The sequence below is a fragment of the Bacteroidia bacterium genome, assembly GCA_041391665.1.
Lineage (GTDB): Bacteria > Bacteroidota > Bacteroidia > J057 > J057 > JAGQVA01.
Genome location: JAWKNO010000002.1, coordinates 861,971 through 879,945 on the forward strand (window position 1 = coordinate 861,971; position 17,975 = coordinate 879,945).

Consider the following 17,975-nt stretch of genomic DNA (forward strand, 5'->3'; position numbering starts at 1 on the left):
TTAAAACTTGTAGCGGACAAATGCTTCAATCGCTTCGTATTCCGGTAGTCCCAGTTCGTCGTAAATCTTGGCAGTTCTGCGGTTCCGGTCTTCCGCTCTTTGCCAGAATTCGCGGGGGTCAGATCCCGGGAAAAGTGCGCTGTCTTTTTGAGATTGATGTTTGAATATCGCGTTGCGTTTCCTTCTCAGCTCAATGGGGCTGATTGGCACAGCCATTTCGATATCTTCAATTCCCCATTCCTGCCATGCACCGCGGTATAGCCATACCCAGCAGTCTTTCATCCAGTCTTCGTGTTTGAGCCGCTCAATCGCTCTGAATATAGCATCCAGACATACCCGGTGTGTACCATGTGGATCAGAAAGGTCGCCCGCAGCATAAATCTGGTGAGGTTTAATCTTTCTCAGAAGATCAACGGTAATCTGAATGTCTTCTTCGCCAAGTGGTTTTTTGGTTACCGTTCCGGTTTCGTAGAAAGGGAGATCGAGGAAATGGGCATTTTCGTCGGGAATCCCGCAGTATCTGCAGCCTGATTTGGCTTCGCCTCTCCGGATCAACCCTTTGATATGTTTGATGTCTTCGGAATCGGGCTGTCCGGGTTTTTTATTTGCCAGAAACTCCCGGCTTTCTTTATACATTTTGGCAATCCGCTCGTGATCTTGTTTGAATTTCTCACTGAAATCCACCGCAAAGTCAATAAACCTGATGGCGGCATCGTCAAATACGGCGATGTTGCCGGAAGTTTGATAAGCGACATGAACTTCATGTCCCTGGTCTACGAGGCGAATAAATGTACCCCCCATAGAAATCACATCATCGTCGGGGTGGGGGCTGAATATGACCACTCGTTTGGGGAATGGCCCTTTTCTCTCCGGCCGGAAAGTATCGTCTGCATTGGGTTTTCCACCCGGCCAACCGGTGATGGTGTGCTGGAGTTCGTTGAATACTTTGATATTGATGTCATAAGCTGGTCCGTGGTCTGCCACCAGTTCGCCCATTCCATGTTCGTTATAATCTTCGTCAGTAAGTTTGAGGATAGGCTTTTTCACTTGCTGGCAAAGCCAGACAACGGCAACGCGGATAAGTTTGTCGGTCCACTCGCAGGGCCCTACGAGCCATGGCGCTTTGAGGCGGGTGAGCTCTGCGCCAGCGGCGCTGTCTAAGATAATCTGCGCATTGGGATGTTTCTGAAGGAAAGTTGCCGGAATGAGTTCCGTAACCGGGCCTTCGACGGTTTTTTTGATTACGGGTGCTTTTCCTTCACCCCAGGCCATGAGAATTACTGATTTGGCCTCCATGATCGTGCCTACCCCCATGGTGATGGCTCTGCGGGGCACATTTTCCTGGGCAAAAAAATCACTGGCAGCATCGCGGACGGTGATTTGATCCAGGGCTATCAGTCGGGTACGAGAACTAAGGGCAGAACCCGGTTCGTTAAATCCAATATGGCCCGAACGTCCGATTCCCAGAATCTGAAGATCCAGGCCACCCATGGCTTCAATTTGCTTTTCGTAGTTTTCACAAAAAGCTGAAATTTCTTCCATCGGCAGGGTTCCGTCGGGAATATGGACATTGGTTTTTTCAATATCGATATGGTTGAAAAGGTACTCGTACATAAACCGGTGGTAGCTCTGCAGCGCTGTAGGTGCCATCGGGAAATATTCATCGAGGTTGAAAGTCGCTACATTTTTAAAGGAGAGACCTTCTTCTTTGTGCATTCGCACCAGCTCGTTGTACACGCCGGTAGGGGTAGAACCGGTGGCCAGGCCCAAAACAGCCATTTCGCCTTTCTTGGCTTTATGGCGGATAATGTTGGCGATTTGCTGGGCGACCTCTTTGGAAGCAGACGCGGAGTCATCGTAGATACGCGTGGGGATTTTTTCGTACTGATAGACGGAAGGATAAGCGGTTTGTATCATAGCGTTGGTTAGTTATAGTTTTTTGTCAGAGGATTTCTATTCCCATTTCAAGGAAAGGAGAGAGCGTAATATTTTTTTTGTCAAGGGTGGTTACAATGGTGGAAATTTGCCGGGTTTCTCCAATGATATAGGGTTGTACAGTGCCTATTTTGTCGGGGATGACCAGGCAAATGATTTCGTTGGCGTGGTTTAGCATCGCGCGCTTGACCTTCGTTTCGTCCCAGTCAATTTCTGATATTCCGATCTGATGGTGAATACTGCGGGTGCCCAGAAAACAGAGGTCTGCCCGTATGCCTGAAATTGCATCAATCACTTCGGGACCGATGGTGACCTGCGCTGATTTTAATATTTTTCCGCCCACTACTACCAGTTCGATATTCGGGTGTTCGGTAAGCTGAGATGCTACAGGAATACTATTCGTGATAATTGTTGCATTGAGGTCCAGGGGGAGGCGACGGGCTAATTCCAGATTCGTCGTCCCTCCGTCCATAAATACTACCTGCTGATTTTTGATCAGGTATTTTGCCTTTTCCGCAATCAGGATTTTTTCCTCATGGGCATACACCGCGCGGTCGTTGTAATGGTAAGGGTTGAGCGAATGAGAAACTGCCCCGCCGTGCACTTTTTTGATTTGTCCCTGGTCAGAAAGTTCTTTCAGATCTCTGCGGATCGTGTCTTCAGAGACTGCCAGGGTTTCGCTCAATTCAAAAGTAAGAACCTTATTTTTGGTCCGGAGTTCTTCCAGAATAAAATTATGACGTTCTTCTTTAAGCATATCCTTGCGTGTTTATGCTGGTTTATGCAAATGTAAGAAGAAGATTTGAATCTTTGTGCATTTATTTGCATGTTTTTTCTTATTTGATCAAAAAAACTTAATATATCTGCCGGTTTACCATCTAACTACTCCCGTTTATGCGTGTTTGTCTGATCCGTTGCTCATTCCCCGTATGGGTTTTGTTTTGTTTTCTGGGTTTTAGTCAGCCGGATTTTCTTTCGGCACAGGCTGACCCTTCGCCTTTTCAACCCTGGTTTGCTGCTGCCCGGTCGGAGGGGGTTGATTCGTTGATGAAGGCGCTCTCCGCTGATGAAAAAATCGGACAATTGGTCTGGCGTTCGTGGACCGTGCCTGCTGAAGGGCCTTTTACCATTTCTGATCTGGTATCTTCCCTAAAAAACTGGCGTTTAGGCGGCTGCCTGATCGTTACCGATGATTACCGAAAATTGAGCCAGATATCTTCTCAGCTCAGTCAGTCGGGACGGGTGCCCCTCCTGAAAGGTGCGGCGTCAGGTGCATGGGGAATCCCGCAGGCGGGCAATGAGCGCTTTCCCTCTCCGGAAATGATAGGGGCAATGGCTGATATGCGGCAGGTGACGGTTTGGGCAAATGAACTGGCCGAAAAATATCATTCTGCAGGCATTGACTTTGCCTTGCCTGAAGTCCTGGATTTGAAAAGTAATGTTTCTCATACTGCTTTTCGCAATGATGCCGGGCGTGTTTCTTTGTTTGTGAATGGCCTTCAGGAAAAGGGTATCCTGCCTGTTGCGGGAGTTGCGCCCTCAGATATGGATCCTGATTATATGGTCCAGGTCAAGCGGGGATTAGGTGGAATAAGGTCTGATATGCCCACATTTTCAGCTAGTACGTACCGGTTTGAAGGACTGGCAATCGGTGATATTCGCAGCCAATCGGCACATGCGGGAGAATGGCTGGCCTCCGGGAAGGATGTGATTTTGTTAAATACGGATGTCGCTACTGCTTTCGCCCAGATAAAAGAATCGCTAAAAGCCGGAAAACTTACCCAGGCACAAATTGACGAAAAGTGCCGTAAGGTCTTGATGGTCAAACAACTTACCGTTAGCAGAAATTCGCCTTCTGCCCGCATCTCTCATCGTATGTATCGTCCCATGCTTCCAGCCATTGAGTTTGCGGCGGGGGCTTTGACTTTAGTGCGCAACGATCATTCTGTGATTCCCTTTCAAAATCTGGGACTGCATAAATTCACTTCATTAGTCATTGGTGCGGACGCGGAAAATGTGTTCCAGCAAACGCTCGGACTCTACACCTCATTTCACCACCAACAGATTGCCGCTGATGCTTCTGCTGCACCTATCGAAGAAGTAAAGCAATCGCTGGAGGAGACAGATCGGGTAGTGGTGGGCATTTTTGAGGGATATGAGAACTTTTCTCCCTCCATGAAAGATTTTCTGCAATGGCTGATTCAATCTGAAAAAGTGACCATTGTTGTATTTACCCCAATCTCTGAGATTGCGGGCTTTACGGGTCTTTCCCATGCTTCTTCGTTGTTGTTTACCTTTCAGCATTCCTCCGTCAGTCAGTCGGTTGCTGCGCAGTTGTTGTTTGGCGGGCTCGCAGCAAGGGGTAGAATGCCGGTAGATGCGGGAGACTTTTGCCAGGGAGAAGGTCTTTCCTCGATGGGTGGTTTGCGGTTTACCTATACGGTTCCGGAAGCTGTCGGACTGGATGGCCAAAAACTCAGACAAAAACTTGAAGCCGTAATTAATGAAGGTCTCGACAGTATGGCTTTTCCCGGATGTCAGATTCTGGTCGCAAAAAATAATCAGGTGATCTTTCACCAGGCTTATGGTTATACAACCAATCAAAAAACACAACAGGTTGATCTGAATGACCTGTATGATCTCGCTTCTGTGTCCAAAATTTCGGGTGCACTACCGGTATTGATGCAAATGGTGGACAGCGGATTGCTGGATGTGGATAAGCCTTTGAAAACGTATTTTCCCTATTACGATGGATCTGACAAGGGCGAAATGATCATCAGGGATATGCTGGCTCATCAGGCAGGATTGCCTGCCTCTATTGTATTCTGGAAGCCGGCAGTTAAAAAGAACGGCTCTTTTAAAAGACATACATTCTCCCGGGATTCCTCCGAATTGTATCCTGTACGAACGACTGAGTTTTACTACCTCTATTACAATTACTGGGACAAAATGTATAAGACGATACGAAAAGCTAAGCTGGATGTCAATCAGGGATATGTGTACTCTGACCTGGGTTTTTTGCTTTATCCGGAGGTCATCAGGCTTGAAACAGGTACAGACATGGAAACGTATCTGCGCGAGAATATCTACGATCCTTTGGGTGCGACAAACCTCACATACAACCCATGGAAAAAATTCCCGATGTCAGATATTATCCCCACGGAAAATGACACCTTCTTCCGGCATCAGCTGGTTCATGGTTTTGTTCACGATGAGTCTGCGGCTATGTTTGGCGGAGTTACGGGGAATGCCGGCTTATTTTCCAATGCCAATGACCTGGCAAAACTTATGCAGATGTACCTCCAGATGGGGGAATATGGCGGAAAGCGGTACATTTCCACATCGACGATGAAAGAATTTTCCAGTTATCAGTTTGCCGACCGGGGAAATCGCCGGGGGCTGGGGTTTGATAAACCTTTGTTGAAAGACCGGGAAAAAGGTTACTGTGCGATAGACGCCAGTGATAGCAGTTTCGGGCATTCAGGGTTTACGGGTACTTTTACCTGGGCTGATCCTGAAAATCAGCTGTTGATTGTCTTTTTGTCCAACCGGGTAAATCCAACCCGCCTCAACCGAAAGACGTATTCACTGGATATTTATCAGCGGGTGCATCAGGCGATTTATGATGTAATCCTGGGTAAGTAGGCGAATGAAGGGATTATATATTATTTTTGCAGAATGAAAATAATAAGGAATTTTTTTTCCTGGTTGATGATCATGATCGTCCGGTTTTATCAGGGGGCGATTTCTCCCTTTACGCCGGCGACCTGCCGATATGTACCTACCTGTTCCCATTATGCGGTAGAGGCAATCCAAAAACACGGTCCGCTCAAAGGGGGATGGATGGCTATCCGGCGAATTTCCCGCTGTCATCCCTGGGGAGGCAGTGGGTATGATCCGGTTCCCGAGCCAGAACATCACCATGGGGCTGGCGAGTGAATTGGTGGATTTATACCGGGGCTTCGAGTGACCTCAGCCACCGGTATAAATCCACTGATTCATTCTTACTCCTTATCGGATTCTTTTTTCAATTCTTTTTCCTCTGCGTCTTTGATCTCCTGTTTCAGGTGGTCAGTAAATACGATCCCGTTGAGGTGATCGATTTCATGCTGAAAAATCACGCCGGTAAAATCTTCTACCATTTCAATATGGTGACTACCGTCAGGATAGTCGTATTCTATCAAAATCGCGTAGGCGCGATTAACGGTATCTCTGATATCGGGGATAGAAAGACACCCCTCCATTCCGGTTCGGCTGAGTCGCGAATATTGAAGAATCACTGGATTGAGGTACGCTTCAAAAGGAAATCCTTCTTTATCAAATCGCTGTACCCATATAATCTGGCGAAGCAAACCCACCTGCGGGGCTGCAATGCCCACCCCCATAGAGGCGGAGTCGGTCACCGTGCGATATAGGCGTGCGATAAATTGCTGCAATACGGTATCGGCAGGGTCCGCTTTTACCGGAAGGCTTTTTGACCGCAGCAGAAGCGAATCTTCATATTGGGTGATCAGAAATACGCGCATAGGCGTGGCGGTATCTCCTGCCATGATAAGGGCGGTTTCTTCTGCAGAAAGCGGCAAAATCTCCCCGCTCTGTCCCCACACTGCGTAAATTGTCAGCAAAAAGCAGATAGATAAAAACAGTTTTTTCATCGTGTGAATATTGATTTTTTAGAATATAAGATTCCCCCCACCATTCCCGCTGCCAGGAGGAAAAACAACAGCCATACGAATACCGGATTTGACGGGTTTTGCATGGGTTTCATGTCGCCAATACCTATATATGCAGCCCAGAAAAAGGGGTGGGAATAATAGTTGTCGTGGGTCGCAAGATACTGGATTTTTGTCTGTTGAAGGGCTTCATCCTTGGTCATTCCTTCATGGATTTTTTCATAAAAATCCTTCATAAAATCGGCTGTCTTTTGATCATTAATTGCCCACAGCGTGGTGAGCAGACTTCCCGCACCAGCATAGGAAAATCCTCTTGCAAGGCTGGAAATGCCTTCGCCGTGAAGCAATTTACCTGTACCACTTTCGCATGCGCTCAACACAACCATGTCTGCATTCAGGTTGAGCGCATAGAGATCGCTGATGTAAAGTCTGGCGATACTGTCTGGATTACCTTCCTGCCGAAAAGCCAGGAATGAATAATCCGGATATGCGTCGTCTGTTTTTCCGTGTGTCGCAAGATGGATGATCCGGTACAAATGCCCCAAAGATTGAAATTTTTCCAAAGTTGCCTGGTCGCCCAGTTCGGTTCTTCCCGAAAGCATTTTGCTGATTTTTTTGACTTCTTCCTGATTGTACCGGAGTGGCATAAGGTTATTTGCCTGAATCTCCCGGGCAGAGATGTATTTATTCTCTGCATTGCCATAAAATGCCGGTGCCATTCCGAGGAAATACTCTGTGGGAGTTCGTTTTCTTTCGGAAGATTCTCTATACTGGCTGGCGGAATAGACATAACTGATGGCGTGTTTCCGAATCAAAAACGGATAGTTTTTAAACGCGCCTTCGACCTCAGGGCTTTGGGTAAGCAGTACTTCAAATGGAATATAGCCTAGCACGCCGTCAGGTACAATGATCAAACGTTGGGTTAGCTGGGTTTCAACCGGAGCAAGCAGTTTTTGGTATAGCTTATGGGCAAGGCGTGTGTATTGATGATTGAGGGCAAGATATAGGGGTTCGGTCGGTTGATCTGATAAATGATATCCGCAAATACTGGTTCGGAGACTGTCAACCCAAAGGGATAAGGGGGTTTCCAGCGGTACAGCCGCCAGTATGGAATTTTCTGTTGTGACCAGAAATATGAATAATTGATTTTCCCTGGCGAGATAAGAAATAAATGTTTCTCCAGACTGAATAATGGACTGTTGAATTTGACGAATGGTGACCGGTTGGGCCCCATACTTCAACTGATAAAAATCGGGAAATTGAATCTGGGCGGATTGTTGCCAACTAGCAAGTTTTTGGTTTATGACAAATAAGCTGTCTTTCAACCGGGGGATTTCATCCGATGCATTTCCTCCTTTTCTATGTTCGCGAAATAATAATTTTTCGTAGAAAGCCCTGTTGGTTTTTAACTGGTACTCCTCGTCAATCAGTGAGTCTGGAACGCCAGCATACGTTTTCGCCGCAATTTCTCTTTCTGCTTCAAGCAGAACAAGGGCACGCGCTTTTTCAGAAAACCAAAAAGCTGTTTCGAGGTATTGGGGGTCGTTGGTTGTTTGGTATAGCGTAGAAGAAACCGCTAATCCCTCTCTGAAAGTATCAGCGGTACGGGCTGCCAGTGATTCCCTGGCACTGACAGAGTGATAACCTTTTCGGAGGGCATCGGCAGCTGATACGGATTGTTGGTAGCATTTCAGGGCTTTTTCAAGCGTTTCTATTTTGGAGTCCTGCTCATAAGTTTTGAAATAGTACTTTCCTAATGCCGCGAGGGTGTAAATGAGTTCAGGGTGAATGATGCAATCACCTGATTCTGAAATGGATACTGATTCCGGATTCCAGTTGTTGCACAATGCGGTGATTCCCTGCCTGAATGCCGTTTCGGCTGATTTTTTTTGACCTGTCTGTAGGAGAACTTCTCCTTTCTCCCGATAAACAACCGCGAGTTCATGGTGTTTCCCCTGATATACAGATTCGAGGATATCCAGGTTCATCTGGTAATAGTGTAAAGCGGAGTCTGGTTGCCCTATACCCGAAAACGCGCGGGCCATATGTCCATAACTGGCGGCCAGGCTGACATTTAAGGGGGATTGTGTCTCTTTTTTCAGTTGAATGGCTTTTCGCTGGAAGCGTATGGCCTGTGAAAATTCATTTTTTATCCCGTAAACCTGTCCTATATTGGTATAAGTGGAGGCTACATAGGGGTGTTTGGGGTTGAATGCCGTAGAAAATATGGTTAAAGCTTTTTGATAATAAGTCAATGCCCTGTCATACTCTTTGGTTTCCTGAATACTTCGGGCGAGGTTGACATAGGTAATCCCCAGGTTGGGGTGTTTTTCCCCTAAAATTTTCAATTCGGTTCGGGCACCCTTTTCGAGGAAGGCTACAGATCTGTCATACTCTCCCAGGGCTGAATAGCTGAATCCGAGATTATTAAACAAAATGCCGAGTATCGGTTCATTGTCCGGGAGTTTTTGCTGTGCGATAGACATGGAAGAATCCAGGTAAACGATCGCTTTGTCAAATGCGCCCCATTCGTTGTAGTTACTACCGATGTTGTTGTAAGTCATTACCAGATCAAAAGGCGGCACATCTGGCGATTTTTTTTGCAATGCGAGGGCTTGCTGATAACAAAAAGTGGTGGAATCCGGATGGGATTTTCGCTGATAATATCCTCCCAGATAATTATATGCCAGGGCACGTTGGTTGACCAGGCGGGGGTTGCGGGTTGAAAGGCGGATCACAGTATCGAGAAAAGATTTTCCAATTTCAATTCTTGCGTTAAATATATGAATGACGCCAACATGGTTGATTGCCCGGAGATAACCTTCTGTCTGCCCCGAGTGCCGAAACAAATTTGCGGATTTCTGGAAGTAGAAAATCGCACTGTCATAGCTGGCAGCATCCGACAATTGTTGTGCTTGCTGGTACCAGTTTTCCGCCTGCAATGAATCGGGATTCGCAGGAGAATCAACCTGGGAAATTACCTCAGCCAGGAACACAACGTCATATAAAAGAAAAACTACCAGATACGACAACTTCTTCAAAACATGATTTTTATCCTAATATAGGAAAAATAGATGGCTTCATCATGGTGCCGGTCATCCCTTAAACATCACCATTCAAAGCCCTATTTTTTTTATTCCCCCGATAGTGTATAAAAAATCTGATTTTATCCTGTAAATATGCATTGAAATTTTAGTGAATCTTATGCAAATCATTCGGCAATAAATCGTTTTTGGAATGGTTTTGGCCTGAATTTTTAGAAGAAAATTTGCTCATATATTATTCTCTCAAAAGTTACTACCTTGAAAAAAAATATTCTCTATATCCTGCTTTCCGGCATCTGTTTTTTTCCCTATTTATTATCTGCGCAGGGTACCTGGACGGGCATGTCCTTTACTGGGGCAGCGCCTAAAGCACGACACGAAAATGCATTTGCACAGGCCGGAAATCGGTTTTACCTGTTGGGCGGAAGAGGCAGTGATGCTTCTAATGTTCAGGTAAAAGTATTTAACTACGGAACCAATTCATGGTCAAATGGCGGACAACACCCATTGGAAATGCACCATTTTCAGGCGGTAGAGCTCAATGGGCTTATTTATGCCATTGGGGTGATGACCGGACCTTTTCCTACAGAAACTCCTGTTCCGGATATTTATATCTACAACCCTGTTTCTAATCAATGGGTTGTTGGTCCCACGATTCCTGTTTCACGGAGAAGAGGTTCTTCCGGCGCTGTTGTGTACAACGGTAAAATTTATGTCATCGCAGGTATCCAGAATGGCCACCAGAGTGGCTGGGTGCCCTGGACAGATGTGTATGATCCTGAGACCAATACATGGACAGAGCTGGCCGATGCGCCCCATTCCCGCGACCATTTTCAGGCAGTACTTTCCGGAAGTAAAATTTATGTAGCCGGAGGGAGAAGAAGCGGCTCTGGCGCCAATGTTTTTCAGGGAACGGTTTCAGAAGTCGATGTCTATGATATTCCCACGAATACCTGGACAACCCTGCCTCCTGCATCCAATATTCCCACGGTAAGGGCTGGCACCATGGCTTGTTTATTTAATGACCATGTAGTTGTGATTGGCGGAGAAAATGATTTGTCAACCAATGCCACCGATAATGTCGAGGCGCTTGATTTAAATACGCTTACCTGGAATACCTGGAATCCAATGAATGTCGGACGCCACGCTTCACAGCCTATCGCCAACAATGGCAGGATTTATATCGCTGCAGGGGCATCTCCGGTTCGGGGGGGAACCAATATTGCGGGTACCGATCCCAACTATCTTGTACAGGGTGATTATAGTGGCGGCACACCAATTGGAACGGCGATTACAGCGAGTGATATCGACCCTACGGCCAATTCCCTGAACTATGGAATTGTAAGCGTTGGCAATATCGGTTCGCTTACTTCAATATTGGTGAGTTCTGTGGGAAACCAGGCAACAATTATTCAGGATATCCAAATCACCGGAACAAATAGCGATCAGTTTGCACTTAATTTGAGCGTTACTCTGCCAGTGGTCATTCCTGCGGGCGGCTCACTCAATATTCCCGTAGATTTTGTGCCAACCACTACAGGATTAAAAACGGCTACACTTGAAGTAACTCACACTGGTGGGAATGCAGCAGTGAATGTTTCCCTATCGGGTGATGGCGGCAGTGCTCCGGCTCCGGTAGAACTACTCAGTTTTACTGCCACGCCATTTCAAAAAATGGTTCAGCTTAACTGGATTACCGCAAGTGAACTGAATAACAATTATTTTACCATAGAAAGATCTCGAAATGGTATTTCCTTCGAAGAAGTTGTCACAGTTGCCGGCAAAGGAGATGGCACGGTTACACGTGAATATGCGGCCACCGACTATTTCCCCATTGCCGGGATGAGCTATTATCGGTTGACACAGACAGACTTTGACGGACAGACAGAAGTTTTTCCGCTGGTACAGGTGTTTTTTGACCAGTCAGAGAAAGCGTTTCGCGTATATCCGAATCCACTTGAACAAGCCCAGTCATTGCAGATAGAATCATTGATGGCAGGCCAGTCGCAGATTTCGGTTAGCCTTTCCAATATGATGGGCCAGGCCGTATTGCGGGAGGAAATAAATATGAGAAGTGAAACCGAAAGTCTTTCCCTGAAGGCAATTCCCGCCGGAACATACTTTTTGCTGATCCGGGGGAAAGGTGGAGCTGTATTCAGTGAGATCATAGAGTTGAGATAAGCGGGGCGGAATTTCTCCCTGTAAAATATGTCTGCTCACGGTAACAATTTATTTCCCGGAGATACATATTATTGCATACCATGGTTCCTCATAGCGATGAAGACATCATCCGGGCTATCGTAAAAGGTGGTCCGGATTTGGAGCATGTTATGCGTCATTTGTATCGGGAAGGAGTATTTCGCCGGCAGATTTCTCATTTTGTTCAAAGCCGAGGAGGCTCACCGGAAGATGCGGAGGATATTTTTCAGGACAGTATCCGCAACCTGATAATGAGTGTGAGGGCGGGTAAATATCAGGGCACGGGTTCGATAGGTGGATATTTGTTTGGGATCGGGAAAAATCTTTGGCTCAAACAGTTCCGGACGATGCACAGAGAAGGTGGGATAAATCCACAGATTGTTGAATCTGACCTCCGCGAAGCCCAATCTCCTGAAATAATATTGGTAGACCGGGAACTGGAAGCAGAAGTGGATCATTTGCTCGGGTTGCTTGGCGACAAATGCCGCAAGGTGCTGGAGCTTTGGAAGCTGAGTTACTCGATGAAGGAAATTGCCGGAGTCCTTGGTTACAAAACAGAAGGTGTTGCCCGAAAAAAAAAGCGGCTTTGTATGAAACATTTACTCGATATTCTGGACCAAAATCCTGATTTACTGGAAAGATTAAAACCCTAATAAGCAAAGTGAATGGAAAATCAGGACGATTTCGATCTGATCGAAGATTACCTCGAAGGGTTGCTGGATGATAAGGCTGCCCGGACCGTAGAAGATCGGTTGGCCAATGACGCGTCGTTTGCTTCGGTCTTTCGTAAACATCAGGCTGCGCACACAATATTGAAAATAGGGGCAGGCATTCATCTGAAGAAAAAACTGAGCTCCCGGACTGACTTTTCTCAAACACCTCAATCTCATAAGGTTTACAGACTCAGGTGGTATTGGGCCTTGGCGGCCGGACTTGCCTTAGTGCTGCTTATTGCAGGTTTTCGGTATGGGAAATTCCGCTATTCAGATGAAAATCTGGTGAAATATTATACCGGGGCGTATGCGGGCAATTCTCTTCGTGGAGTGTCTGATTCCGATACTTCACGTTGGGTACAGGCCATGCAGGCTTATGAGGCACGTAATTATGAGCAGGCCATTCATCTTTTCAAATCTATCGGTACTTCTGATATACACTTCATGGAATCTCAGCTTTTACTGGGAAATGCATTACTGCTGACCCGCAACCCGGGGGCTGCGGTTTTGCCGCTACGCCAAATAGCAGACAGCCACGATTCGCGGTTTTCAACAACGGCAGAATGGTATCTTCTTCTCGCGCTGGTAGGAAACCACCAGGAAACAGAAGCGATGAAACTCGCAGATAAACTTGCTTCGGATAAAAATCATCCTTATCAAAAATCTGCCGCACACGTGCGGCGCGATTTGAGGAGCCTGTTTCGATAGAAATTCGGCTTAGTTTTTCTCCGCCAATACGGTCTGCTGCCATTTCCACGCAGAGGCCATCATTTCTTCAATCCCTCTTTTGGCTTCCCAGCCTAGTTTTTCTTTTGCCAGGGAACTATCGGAATAAATCGCCACCACATCGCCCGGCCTGCGCGGACCAACCCGATAATTGAGTTTTACGCCAGTAACGGTTTCAAAAGCATCGATCGCTTCTAAAACAGAAACCCCCTGCCCGGAACCGAGATTAAACTGTTCGTACCGCGATTCGTTTTTTCCTTCCAACAGGTACTCCAGCGACTGAATATGCGCAAGCGCTATATCGGTAACATGGATATAATCGCGCACATTGGAGCCATCGCGTGTATCGTAATCGCCACCAAATACGGTCAGCTCGGGAATAATTCCCGCTGCTGTCTGGGTAATGACTGGTACAAGATTGTTGGGGCGGTTGATCGGGTCTTCCCCATTTAGACCGGAATGATGGGCGCCTACCGGATTAAAATACCGGAGCGCAATGGTGCTGATCCCTTCGGTCGCAGCTACAAAGTCCCGGATGATACGCTCGCCAACCAACTTGGTATTTCCATAAGGGGAGGCAGCTTCCACCGTGGGCGTTTTTTCTGTCACCGGTAAATCTTCGATATCGCCGTAAACCGTACAGGAGGAAGAAAAAATAAAGGCTTTCACCCCAAACTTTTCGCAACAATCGAGAATGTTGATCAGCGAAACGAGGTTGTTGTGATAATACCAAAGGGGTTTGGCAACGGATTCCCCAACAGCCTTTAATGCGGCAAAATGAATGACGCCTTCAATATCTTGATTTGCTTCAAAAATGGCCGCCAAAGCGGTTTTGTCGCAGACATCTACGGTGTGGTTGATCATTCGCTTCCCTGAAATCTGCTCAATGCGATCCAATGTGCGAATGGAGGAGTTTACGAGGTTGTCTACCGATACAATTTCGTATCCGGGTCTGCTGAGCATTTCAATCGCGGTATGAGAACCGATATAACCGCATCCGCCGGTGATAAGAATTTTAGGCATAAAGTTTTTTTGATCAGGCTGGTTTTGCCAGCAATTGAAATATCTTGGTAAAATACTTGGAATAAATTTTCAGCAGACTGGTTTGTACCCCATGAGAACGCAGCGAATGGAGCATTTCGCGGTTGATTTGCCGCGTATTGCGCCCCCATGCACTGTTGCCACCTACCCGCATATGGACAATTACGCCGGGAATATAGCTGTAAGGCCTTTTATGGGTTACAAAAAATCTGACCATCAGGTCAAAGTCAGCGCAAATCCTGTACCGCGTATTAAATGCTTCGTACTTTTCATATAATTCTCTGCGCACAAAATAAGTCGGGTGCGGCGGCATCATGCCTTTGGCAAATTTTTCAGGCTCAAATCCTTTCCCGGGGTAATAGCGAACGATCTGGCTAAGGTCATCGGCTTTGACATATACCAGATCTGCAAAGGTCATATCTACCTGATTGTTTTTAAATGAATCGACTACTTTGGAGATGACCTGATGGTCGGCATACACATCGTCGGCGTTGAGAATGCCCACAATATCACCGGTAGCCACTGCCACACCTTTGTTCATGGCATAGTACAATCCTTCATCGGGCTCGGAGATTACATGGTGAATGCGGTCTCCGTATGCCTGTACGATCTGCATGGTTTTATCGGTAGAGGCTCCGTCAATAATGATGTATTCGATATCCTGATAATCTTGTGCCAATACCGATTCGATGGCAGTTTTTATAACGCTTTCGGCATTAAAACATACGGTAATAATGGAAACTTTCATCTGATTTTTTTTGATACATATTCACTCAGGCTTCAATTCCATTTCGCTCCATCCAGTCTTCCAACACTACGAGCATCCAGATTCGGATCCAGTTGACCCGCTTACTATTGTTTAGAAACTCTTTCCACATCGTCCTGACAACTTCGCCATTGAATAGCTCTCTGTTTGCCAGCCGAAAGATCCGGTCTTCACAAAACTTTTTCAAATCCTGCCTGATCCATTGGTTCCACGGGAAGACGAAGCCCATTTTAGGCCGGTGCACAATTTCTCCCGGCAGCAAATCTCCGAGTGCGTCAACCAATAGTTTTTTGGGGAAAACCGGGTTCTTATATTCATCGGGGATTCCCAGGGTGTATTCTACAAGTTCATGGTCAAAAAAGGGCACTCTGACTTCCAGGGAAGTTGCCATAGACATCTGATCTGCATCGCGTAGGAGCACGTTGCGGGTATAGGTGCTGATTTCTCCTACACTCACCTGGCTAAACACGGGCAAACCATTGATTCTGCCCAGTTCTTTTTCATCGATTACCTGCAAAAGCTGTTTGTTTGCCGGTGTATGAAATCCTACCAATTGTACGATTTCGTCGTCGTCAAAACATTTGCGGAAAACAGGGTATATATCTTCGAAATCCGTTCCATCGAGTGAAATCAATTCCTGCAGCCGGGCTGTTTTCTGGTTGTTGTAAACAGTTGAAACGGACTTGCCCAAAGCCGACCGGATGGGCGTGGGGATGCCATAAAACATCCGCATATTGTGCAGTTTTTCAAACCGCCGGAACACCGGATAGCCAGCAAAGAGCTCATCGCCTCCCAGTCCGGAAAGCGCCACGGTAAACCCTGTCTGGCGCGTTACTTTGGATACCACGTAGCTATTGATCCCATCGCCCGACGGATGATCCATGGCAGCCAATGCTTCCGGAAGATCTTTCAGGAAATCGTCGGGACTCAGTCTGATCGGGTGGTGTGTGGTATTGTATTTTTTTGCAATCAGGTCGGAGTAAGGCGATTCATCAAAAGCCTTTTCATGGAAGGTAACAGAAAATGTATTGACAGGCATATCTGAGACCTGGGCCATCAGCGCGACAATCGCACTCGAATCAATTCCTCCCGAAAGAAATGCGCCAAAGGGCACATCGCTGATCAGCCGTTTGGCAACTGCCTCCCGCAGCAATTCCTGCACTCTGGCACAGGTTTGTTGGTAATTGTCGGTATGAACCTGCGGATCTTCCGGAGTCAATTGCCAGAAAGGATGGGTGGAAAAATTGCCGTCCTGCCATATTCCGTATTCACCCGCACGGAGCATATATACATCCCTGATCAGGGTGTTGGGCCCATTGATCGTATAATACCTTAGATATTCGGAAATGGTAGCCCGGCTGAGTTTGCGCGGCACTTTTCCGGATTCGAGCAGGCTCCTGATTTCAGAGGCAAAAACGAGGTTTGTTCCATCAAAATGATAATACAATGGTTTGATTCCCAGTCTGTCTCTGGCGATAAACAGGGTTTCCTCTACGGTGTCCCAAATCGCAAAGGCAAACATGCCATTGAGTTTACTCAGACATTCAGCCCCCCATTCAATGTACGCTGCGAGGATGACATCGGTATCGCTGTTGCTTTGAAATGTCTGGTTTTTTAACTCTGCCTTTACTTCGCGGAAATTATATACTTCGCCGTTGTAAACGATCGTATAACGCCCGGAGGGATCAGTCATTGGCTGGGAAGCTGCCGTCGAAAGATCGATAATAGACAATCTCCGGTGGCCAAGGGCGATTCCGGGTTGTACAAAATGGCCATCTCCGTCTGGTCCGCGGTGGGCCATCCGGTTGGTCATTTTCAGGAGGATAGATTTCGCTGCCTGTGAGTTAAATTCACCTGTAAGACCTGCAATACCGCACATGATCGATGATATGAATGTTGAAAGGGACTGCCGGAATTAGATTCTGACGGAGTGTTCGTTAATATAAGCGGACATCATTTTCCGGATCCCTTCTTCCAGGGTAACCAGATCTCTGCCAATCAGATTTTTCATCTTGGTATTGTCCGGACAGCGGCGTTTCATATCTCCTTCTGCCAGTGCAGGTAAATGAATGATTTTCGAGGTAGAGTTTACTGTATTGATGATTGTTTGCGCCAACTCGACAATCGTCATTTCTTCCTCGCTGCCAAGATTAATCACGTCGTTGATGCAATGCCCTTCATAGAGGATTTTGAGGGTAGAATCCAGGTTATCGTCTATATAGCAGAAGGTTCGCGTCTGCTTCCCATCGCCGTAAATGGTGATATTCTCTCCACGTATGGCTGCGCTGAGGAATTTGGGCACGACAAAGTCGTCGCTTTGTTTGGGGCCATAGGTATTAAAAAACCGGAATATGGTGTAGTCCAGGTCGTATTCCCGGTGGAATGATTTGATGAAACATTCAGAGGTTTGTTTTACCACTGCGTAAGGGAGCCTTGCATTGAGGGGAGTTGTTTCCTCATTCTGCGGTATTTCAAAAGGTTCTCCATAAACTTCCGAAGAGGAAGAATAGAAAATACGTTTAACACCGGTGTTTTTGGAAAGTTCCAGCACATTTTTTATGCCTTCGATGTCTGCCAGTACTTTCATCGGGTTTTCGAGCGTGCGTTTTACCCCGACAACTGCGGCATAGTGAAAAACATAATCAAACCTGTAGGAGGTCATGACTGCGGAGATTTCCTGCCAGCGGTTGACGTCGCCACGGATAAATTTCCAGTTGGTAAACTCCGGGCCAGGAAGTTTGTCTTTATCGCCGGTAGATAGGTCATCGAATATGACAACATAGTTTTCGGGATTTTGCACGAGTCTTCCTACGAGACTACCGCCTACATTTCCTGCGCCACCGGTAACTAAAATGGTTCGGGTCATATCTAATTTGGG

At 46.7% G+C, this 17,975-nt stretch carries 13 protein-coding genes; 5 read left to right on the forward strand and 8 right to left on the reverse strand.

Features of this window, described 5'->3' with window-relative positions; all coding sequences use genetic code 11:
- Positions 1 to 1,917, reverse strand: coding sequence for a glucosamine-6-phosphate deaminase (gene nagB / locus R3D00_15200; protein MEZ4774530.1), 1,917 nt, complete (start codon positions 1,915 to 1,917; stop codon positions 1 to 3).
- A gap of 25 nt (positions 1,918 to 1,942) precedes the next feature.
- Positions 1,943 to 2,692, reverse strand: coding sequence for a DeoR/GlpR family DNA-binding transcription regulator (locus tag R3D00_15205; protein MEZ4774531.1), 750 nt, complete (start codon positions 2,690 to 2,692; stop codon positions 1,943 to 1,945).
- 137 nt (positions 2,693 to 2,829) lie between these two features.
- On the opposite strand from R3D00_15205, the gene R3D00_15210 reads away from it, so the two are divergent.
- Complete coding sequence (locus R3D00_15210) at positions 2,830 to 5,580, forward strand: serine hydrolase (GenBank protein ID MEZ4774532.1); 2,751 nt, start codon at positions 2,830 to 2,832, stop codon at positions 5,578 to 5,580.
- Between the two features lie 33 nt (positions 5,581 to 5,613).
- Complete coding sequence (gene yidD / locus R3D00_15215) at positions 5,614 to 5,874, forward strand: membrane protein insertion efficiency factor YidD (GenBank protein MEZ4774533.1); 261 nt, start codon at positions 5,614 to 5,616, stop codon at positions 5,872 to 5,874.
- A 65-nt stretch (positions 5,875 to 5,939) separates the two neighbouring features.
- Here the strand turns inward: yidD and def are convergent, their stop codons facing one another.
- Positions 5,940 to 6,590 (reverse strand): peptide deformylase, encoded by a 651-nt coding sequence (def, locus tag R3D00_15220; GenBank protein ID MEZ4774534.1) that lies wholly within the window; start codon positions 6,588 to 6,590, stop codon positions 5,940 to 5,942.
- Positions 6,587 to 9,649: a CHAT domain-containing tetratricopeptide repeat protein gene (locus tag R3D00_15225; GenBank protein ID MEZ4774535.1), complete on the reverse strand. Its 3,063-nt coding sequence runs from the start codon at positions 9,647 to 9,649 to the stop codon at positions 6,587 to 6,589. The genes def and R3D00_15225 overlap by 4 nt, the downstream gene beginning before the upstream one ends.
- A 261-nt stretch (positions 9,650 to 9,910) precedes the next feature.
- On the opposite strand from R3D00_15225, the gene R3D00_15230 reads away from it, so the two are divergent.
- The 3 genes from R3D00_15230 to R3D00_15240 all read left to right on the forward strand — a co-directional run bounded on the left by R3D00_15230 (position 9,911) and on the right by R3D00_15240 (position 13,272).
- Positions 9,911 to 11,833 (forward strand): kelch repeat-containing protein, encoded by a 1,923-nt coding sequence (locus R3D00_15230; GenBank protein MEZ4774536.1) that lies wholly within the window; start codon positions 9,911 to 9,913, stop codon positions 11,831 to 11,833.
- Positions 11,834 to 11,913: 80 nt separating this feature from the next.
- Complete coding sequence (locus tag R3D00_15235) at positions 11,914 to 12,504, forward strand: sigma-70 family RNA polymerase sigma factor (GenBank protein ID MEZ4774537.1); 591 nt, start codon at positions 11,914 to 11,916, stop codon at positions 12,502 to 12,504.
- Positions 12,505 to 12,516: 12 nt separating this feature from the next.
- Entirely contained in the window at positions 12,517 to 13,272 is a 756-nt protein-coding gene (locus tag R3D00_15240; protein ID MEZ4774538.1) for a hypothetical protein, read from the forward strand.
- A gap of 9 nt (positions 13,273 to 13,281) precedes the next feature.
- On the opposite strand, the gene galE is transcribed toward R3D00_15240, so the two are convergent.
- Genes galE through R3D00_15260 form a run of 4 tightly spaced genes read right to left on the reverse strand, consistent with a single transcriptional unit; the run spans position 13,282 to position 17,963 of the window.
- Positions 13,282 to 14,313 (reverse strand): UDP-glucose 4-epimerase GalE, encoded by a 1,032-nt coding sequence (gene galE, locus R3D00_15245; GenBank protein ID MEZ4774539.1) that lies wholly within the window; start codon positions 14,311 to 14,313, stop codon positions 13,282 to 13,284.
- Between the two features lie 13 nt (positions 14,314 to 14,326).
- A complete protein-coding gene (locus R3D00_15250) occupies positions 14,327 to 15,079 on the reverse strand; it encodes a glycosyltransferase family 2 protein (GenBank protein MEZ4774540.1) in 753 nt (250 codons plus the stop codon).
- Between the two features lie 25 nt (positions 15,080 to 15,104).
- Positions 15,105 to 16,976, reverse strand: coding sequence for an asparagine synthase (glutamine-hydrolyzing) (asnB, locus tag R3D00_15255; GenBank protein MEZ4774541.1), 1,872 nt, complete (start codon positions 16,974 to 16,976; stop codon positions 15,105 to 15,107).
- A 36-nt stretch (positions 16,977 to 17,012) separates the two neighbouring features.
- Positions 17,013 to 17,963, reverse strand: a complete 951-nt coding sequence (locus tag R3D00_15260) for an NAD-dependent epimerase/dehydratase family protein (protein ID MEZ4774542.1) — start codon at positions 17,961 to 17,963, stop codon at positions 17,013 to 17,015.
- Between the last annotated feature and the right edge of the window lie 12 nt (positions 17,964 to 17,975).

What these genes read in the sequence shown, in the direction of transcription:
- nagB (MEZ4774530.1), bottom strand. Translation starts at nt 1,917, where the DNA reads ATGATACAAACCGCTTATCCTTCCGTCTATCAGTACGAAAAAATCCCC.
- R3D00_15205 (MEZ4774531.1), bottom strand. Translation starts at nt 2,692, where the DNA reads ATGCTTAAAGAAGAACGTCATAATTTTATTCTGGAAGAACTCCGGACC.
- R3D00_15210 (MEZ4774532.1), top strand. Translation starts at nt 2,830, where the DNA reads ATGCGTGTTTGTCTGATCCGTTGCTCATTCCCCGTATGGGTTTTGTTT.
- yidD (MEZ4774533.1), top strand. Translation starts at nt 5,614, where the DNA reads ATGAAAATAATAAGGAATTTTTTTTCCTGGTTGATGATCATGATCGTC.
- def (MEZ4774534.1), bottom strand. Translation starts at nt 6,590, where the DNA reads ATGAAAAAACTGTTTTTATCTATCTGCTTTTTGCTGACAATTTACGCA.
- R3D00_15235 (MEZ4774537.1), top strand. Translation starts at nt 11,914, where the DNA reads ATGGTTCCTCATAGCGATGAAGACATCATCCGGGCTATCGTAAAAGGT.
- R3D00_15240 (MEZ4774538.1), top strand. Translation starts at nt 12,517, where the DNA reads ATGGAAAATCAGGACGATTTCGATCTGATCGAAGATTACCTCGAAGGG.
- galE (MEZ4774539.1), bottom strand. Translation starts at nt 14,313, where the DNA reads ATGCCTAAAATTCTTATCACCGGCGGATGCGGTTATATCGGTTCTCAT.
- R3D00_15250 (MEZ4774540.1), bottom strand. Translation starts at nt 15,079, where the DNA reads ATGAAAGTTTCCATTATTACCGTATGTTTTAATGCCGAAAGCGTTATA.
- asnB (MEZ4774541.1), bottom strand. Translation starts at nt 16,976, where the DNA reads ATGTGCGGTATTGCAGGTCTTACAGGTGAATTTAACTCACAGGCAGCG.
- R3D00_15260 (MEZ4774542.1), bottom strand. Translation starts at nt 17,963, where the DNA reads ATGACCCGAACCATTTTAGTTACCGGTGGCGCAGGAAATGTAGGCGGT.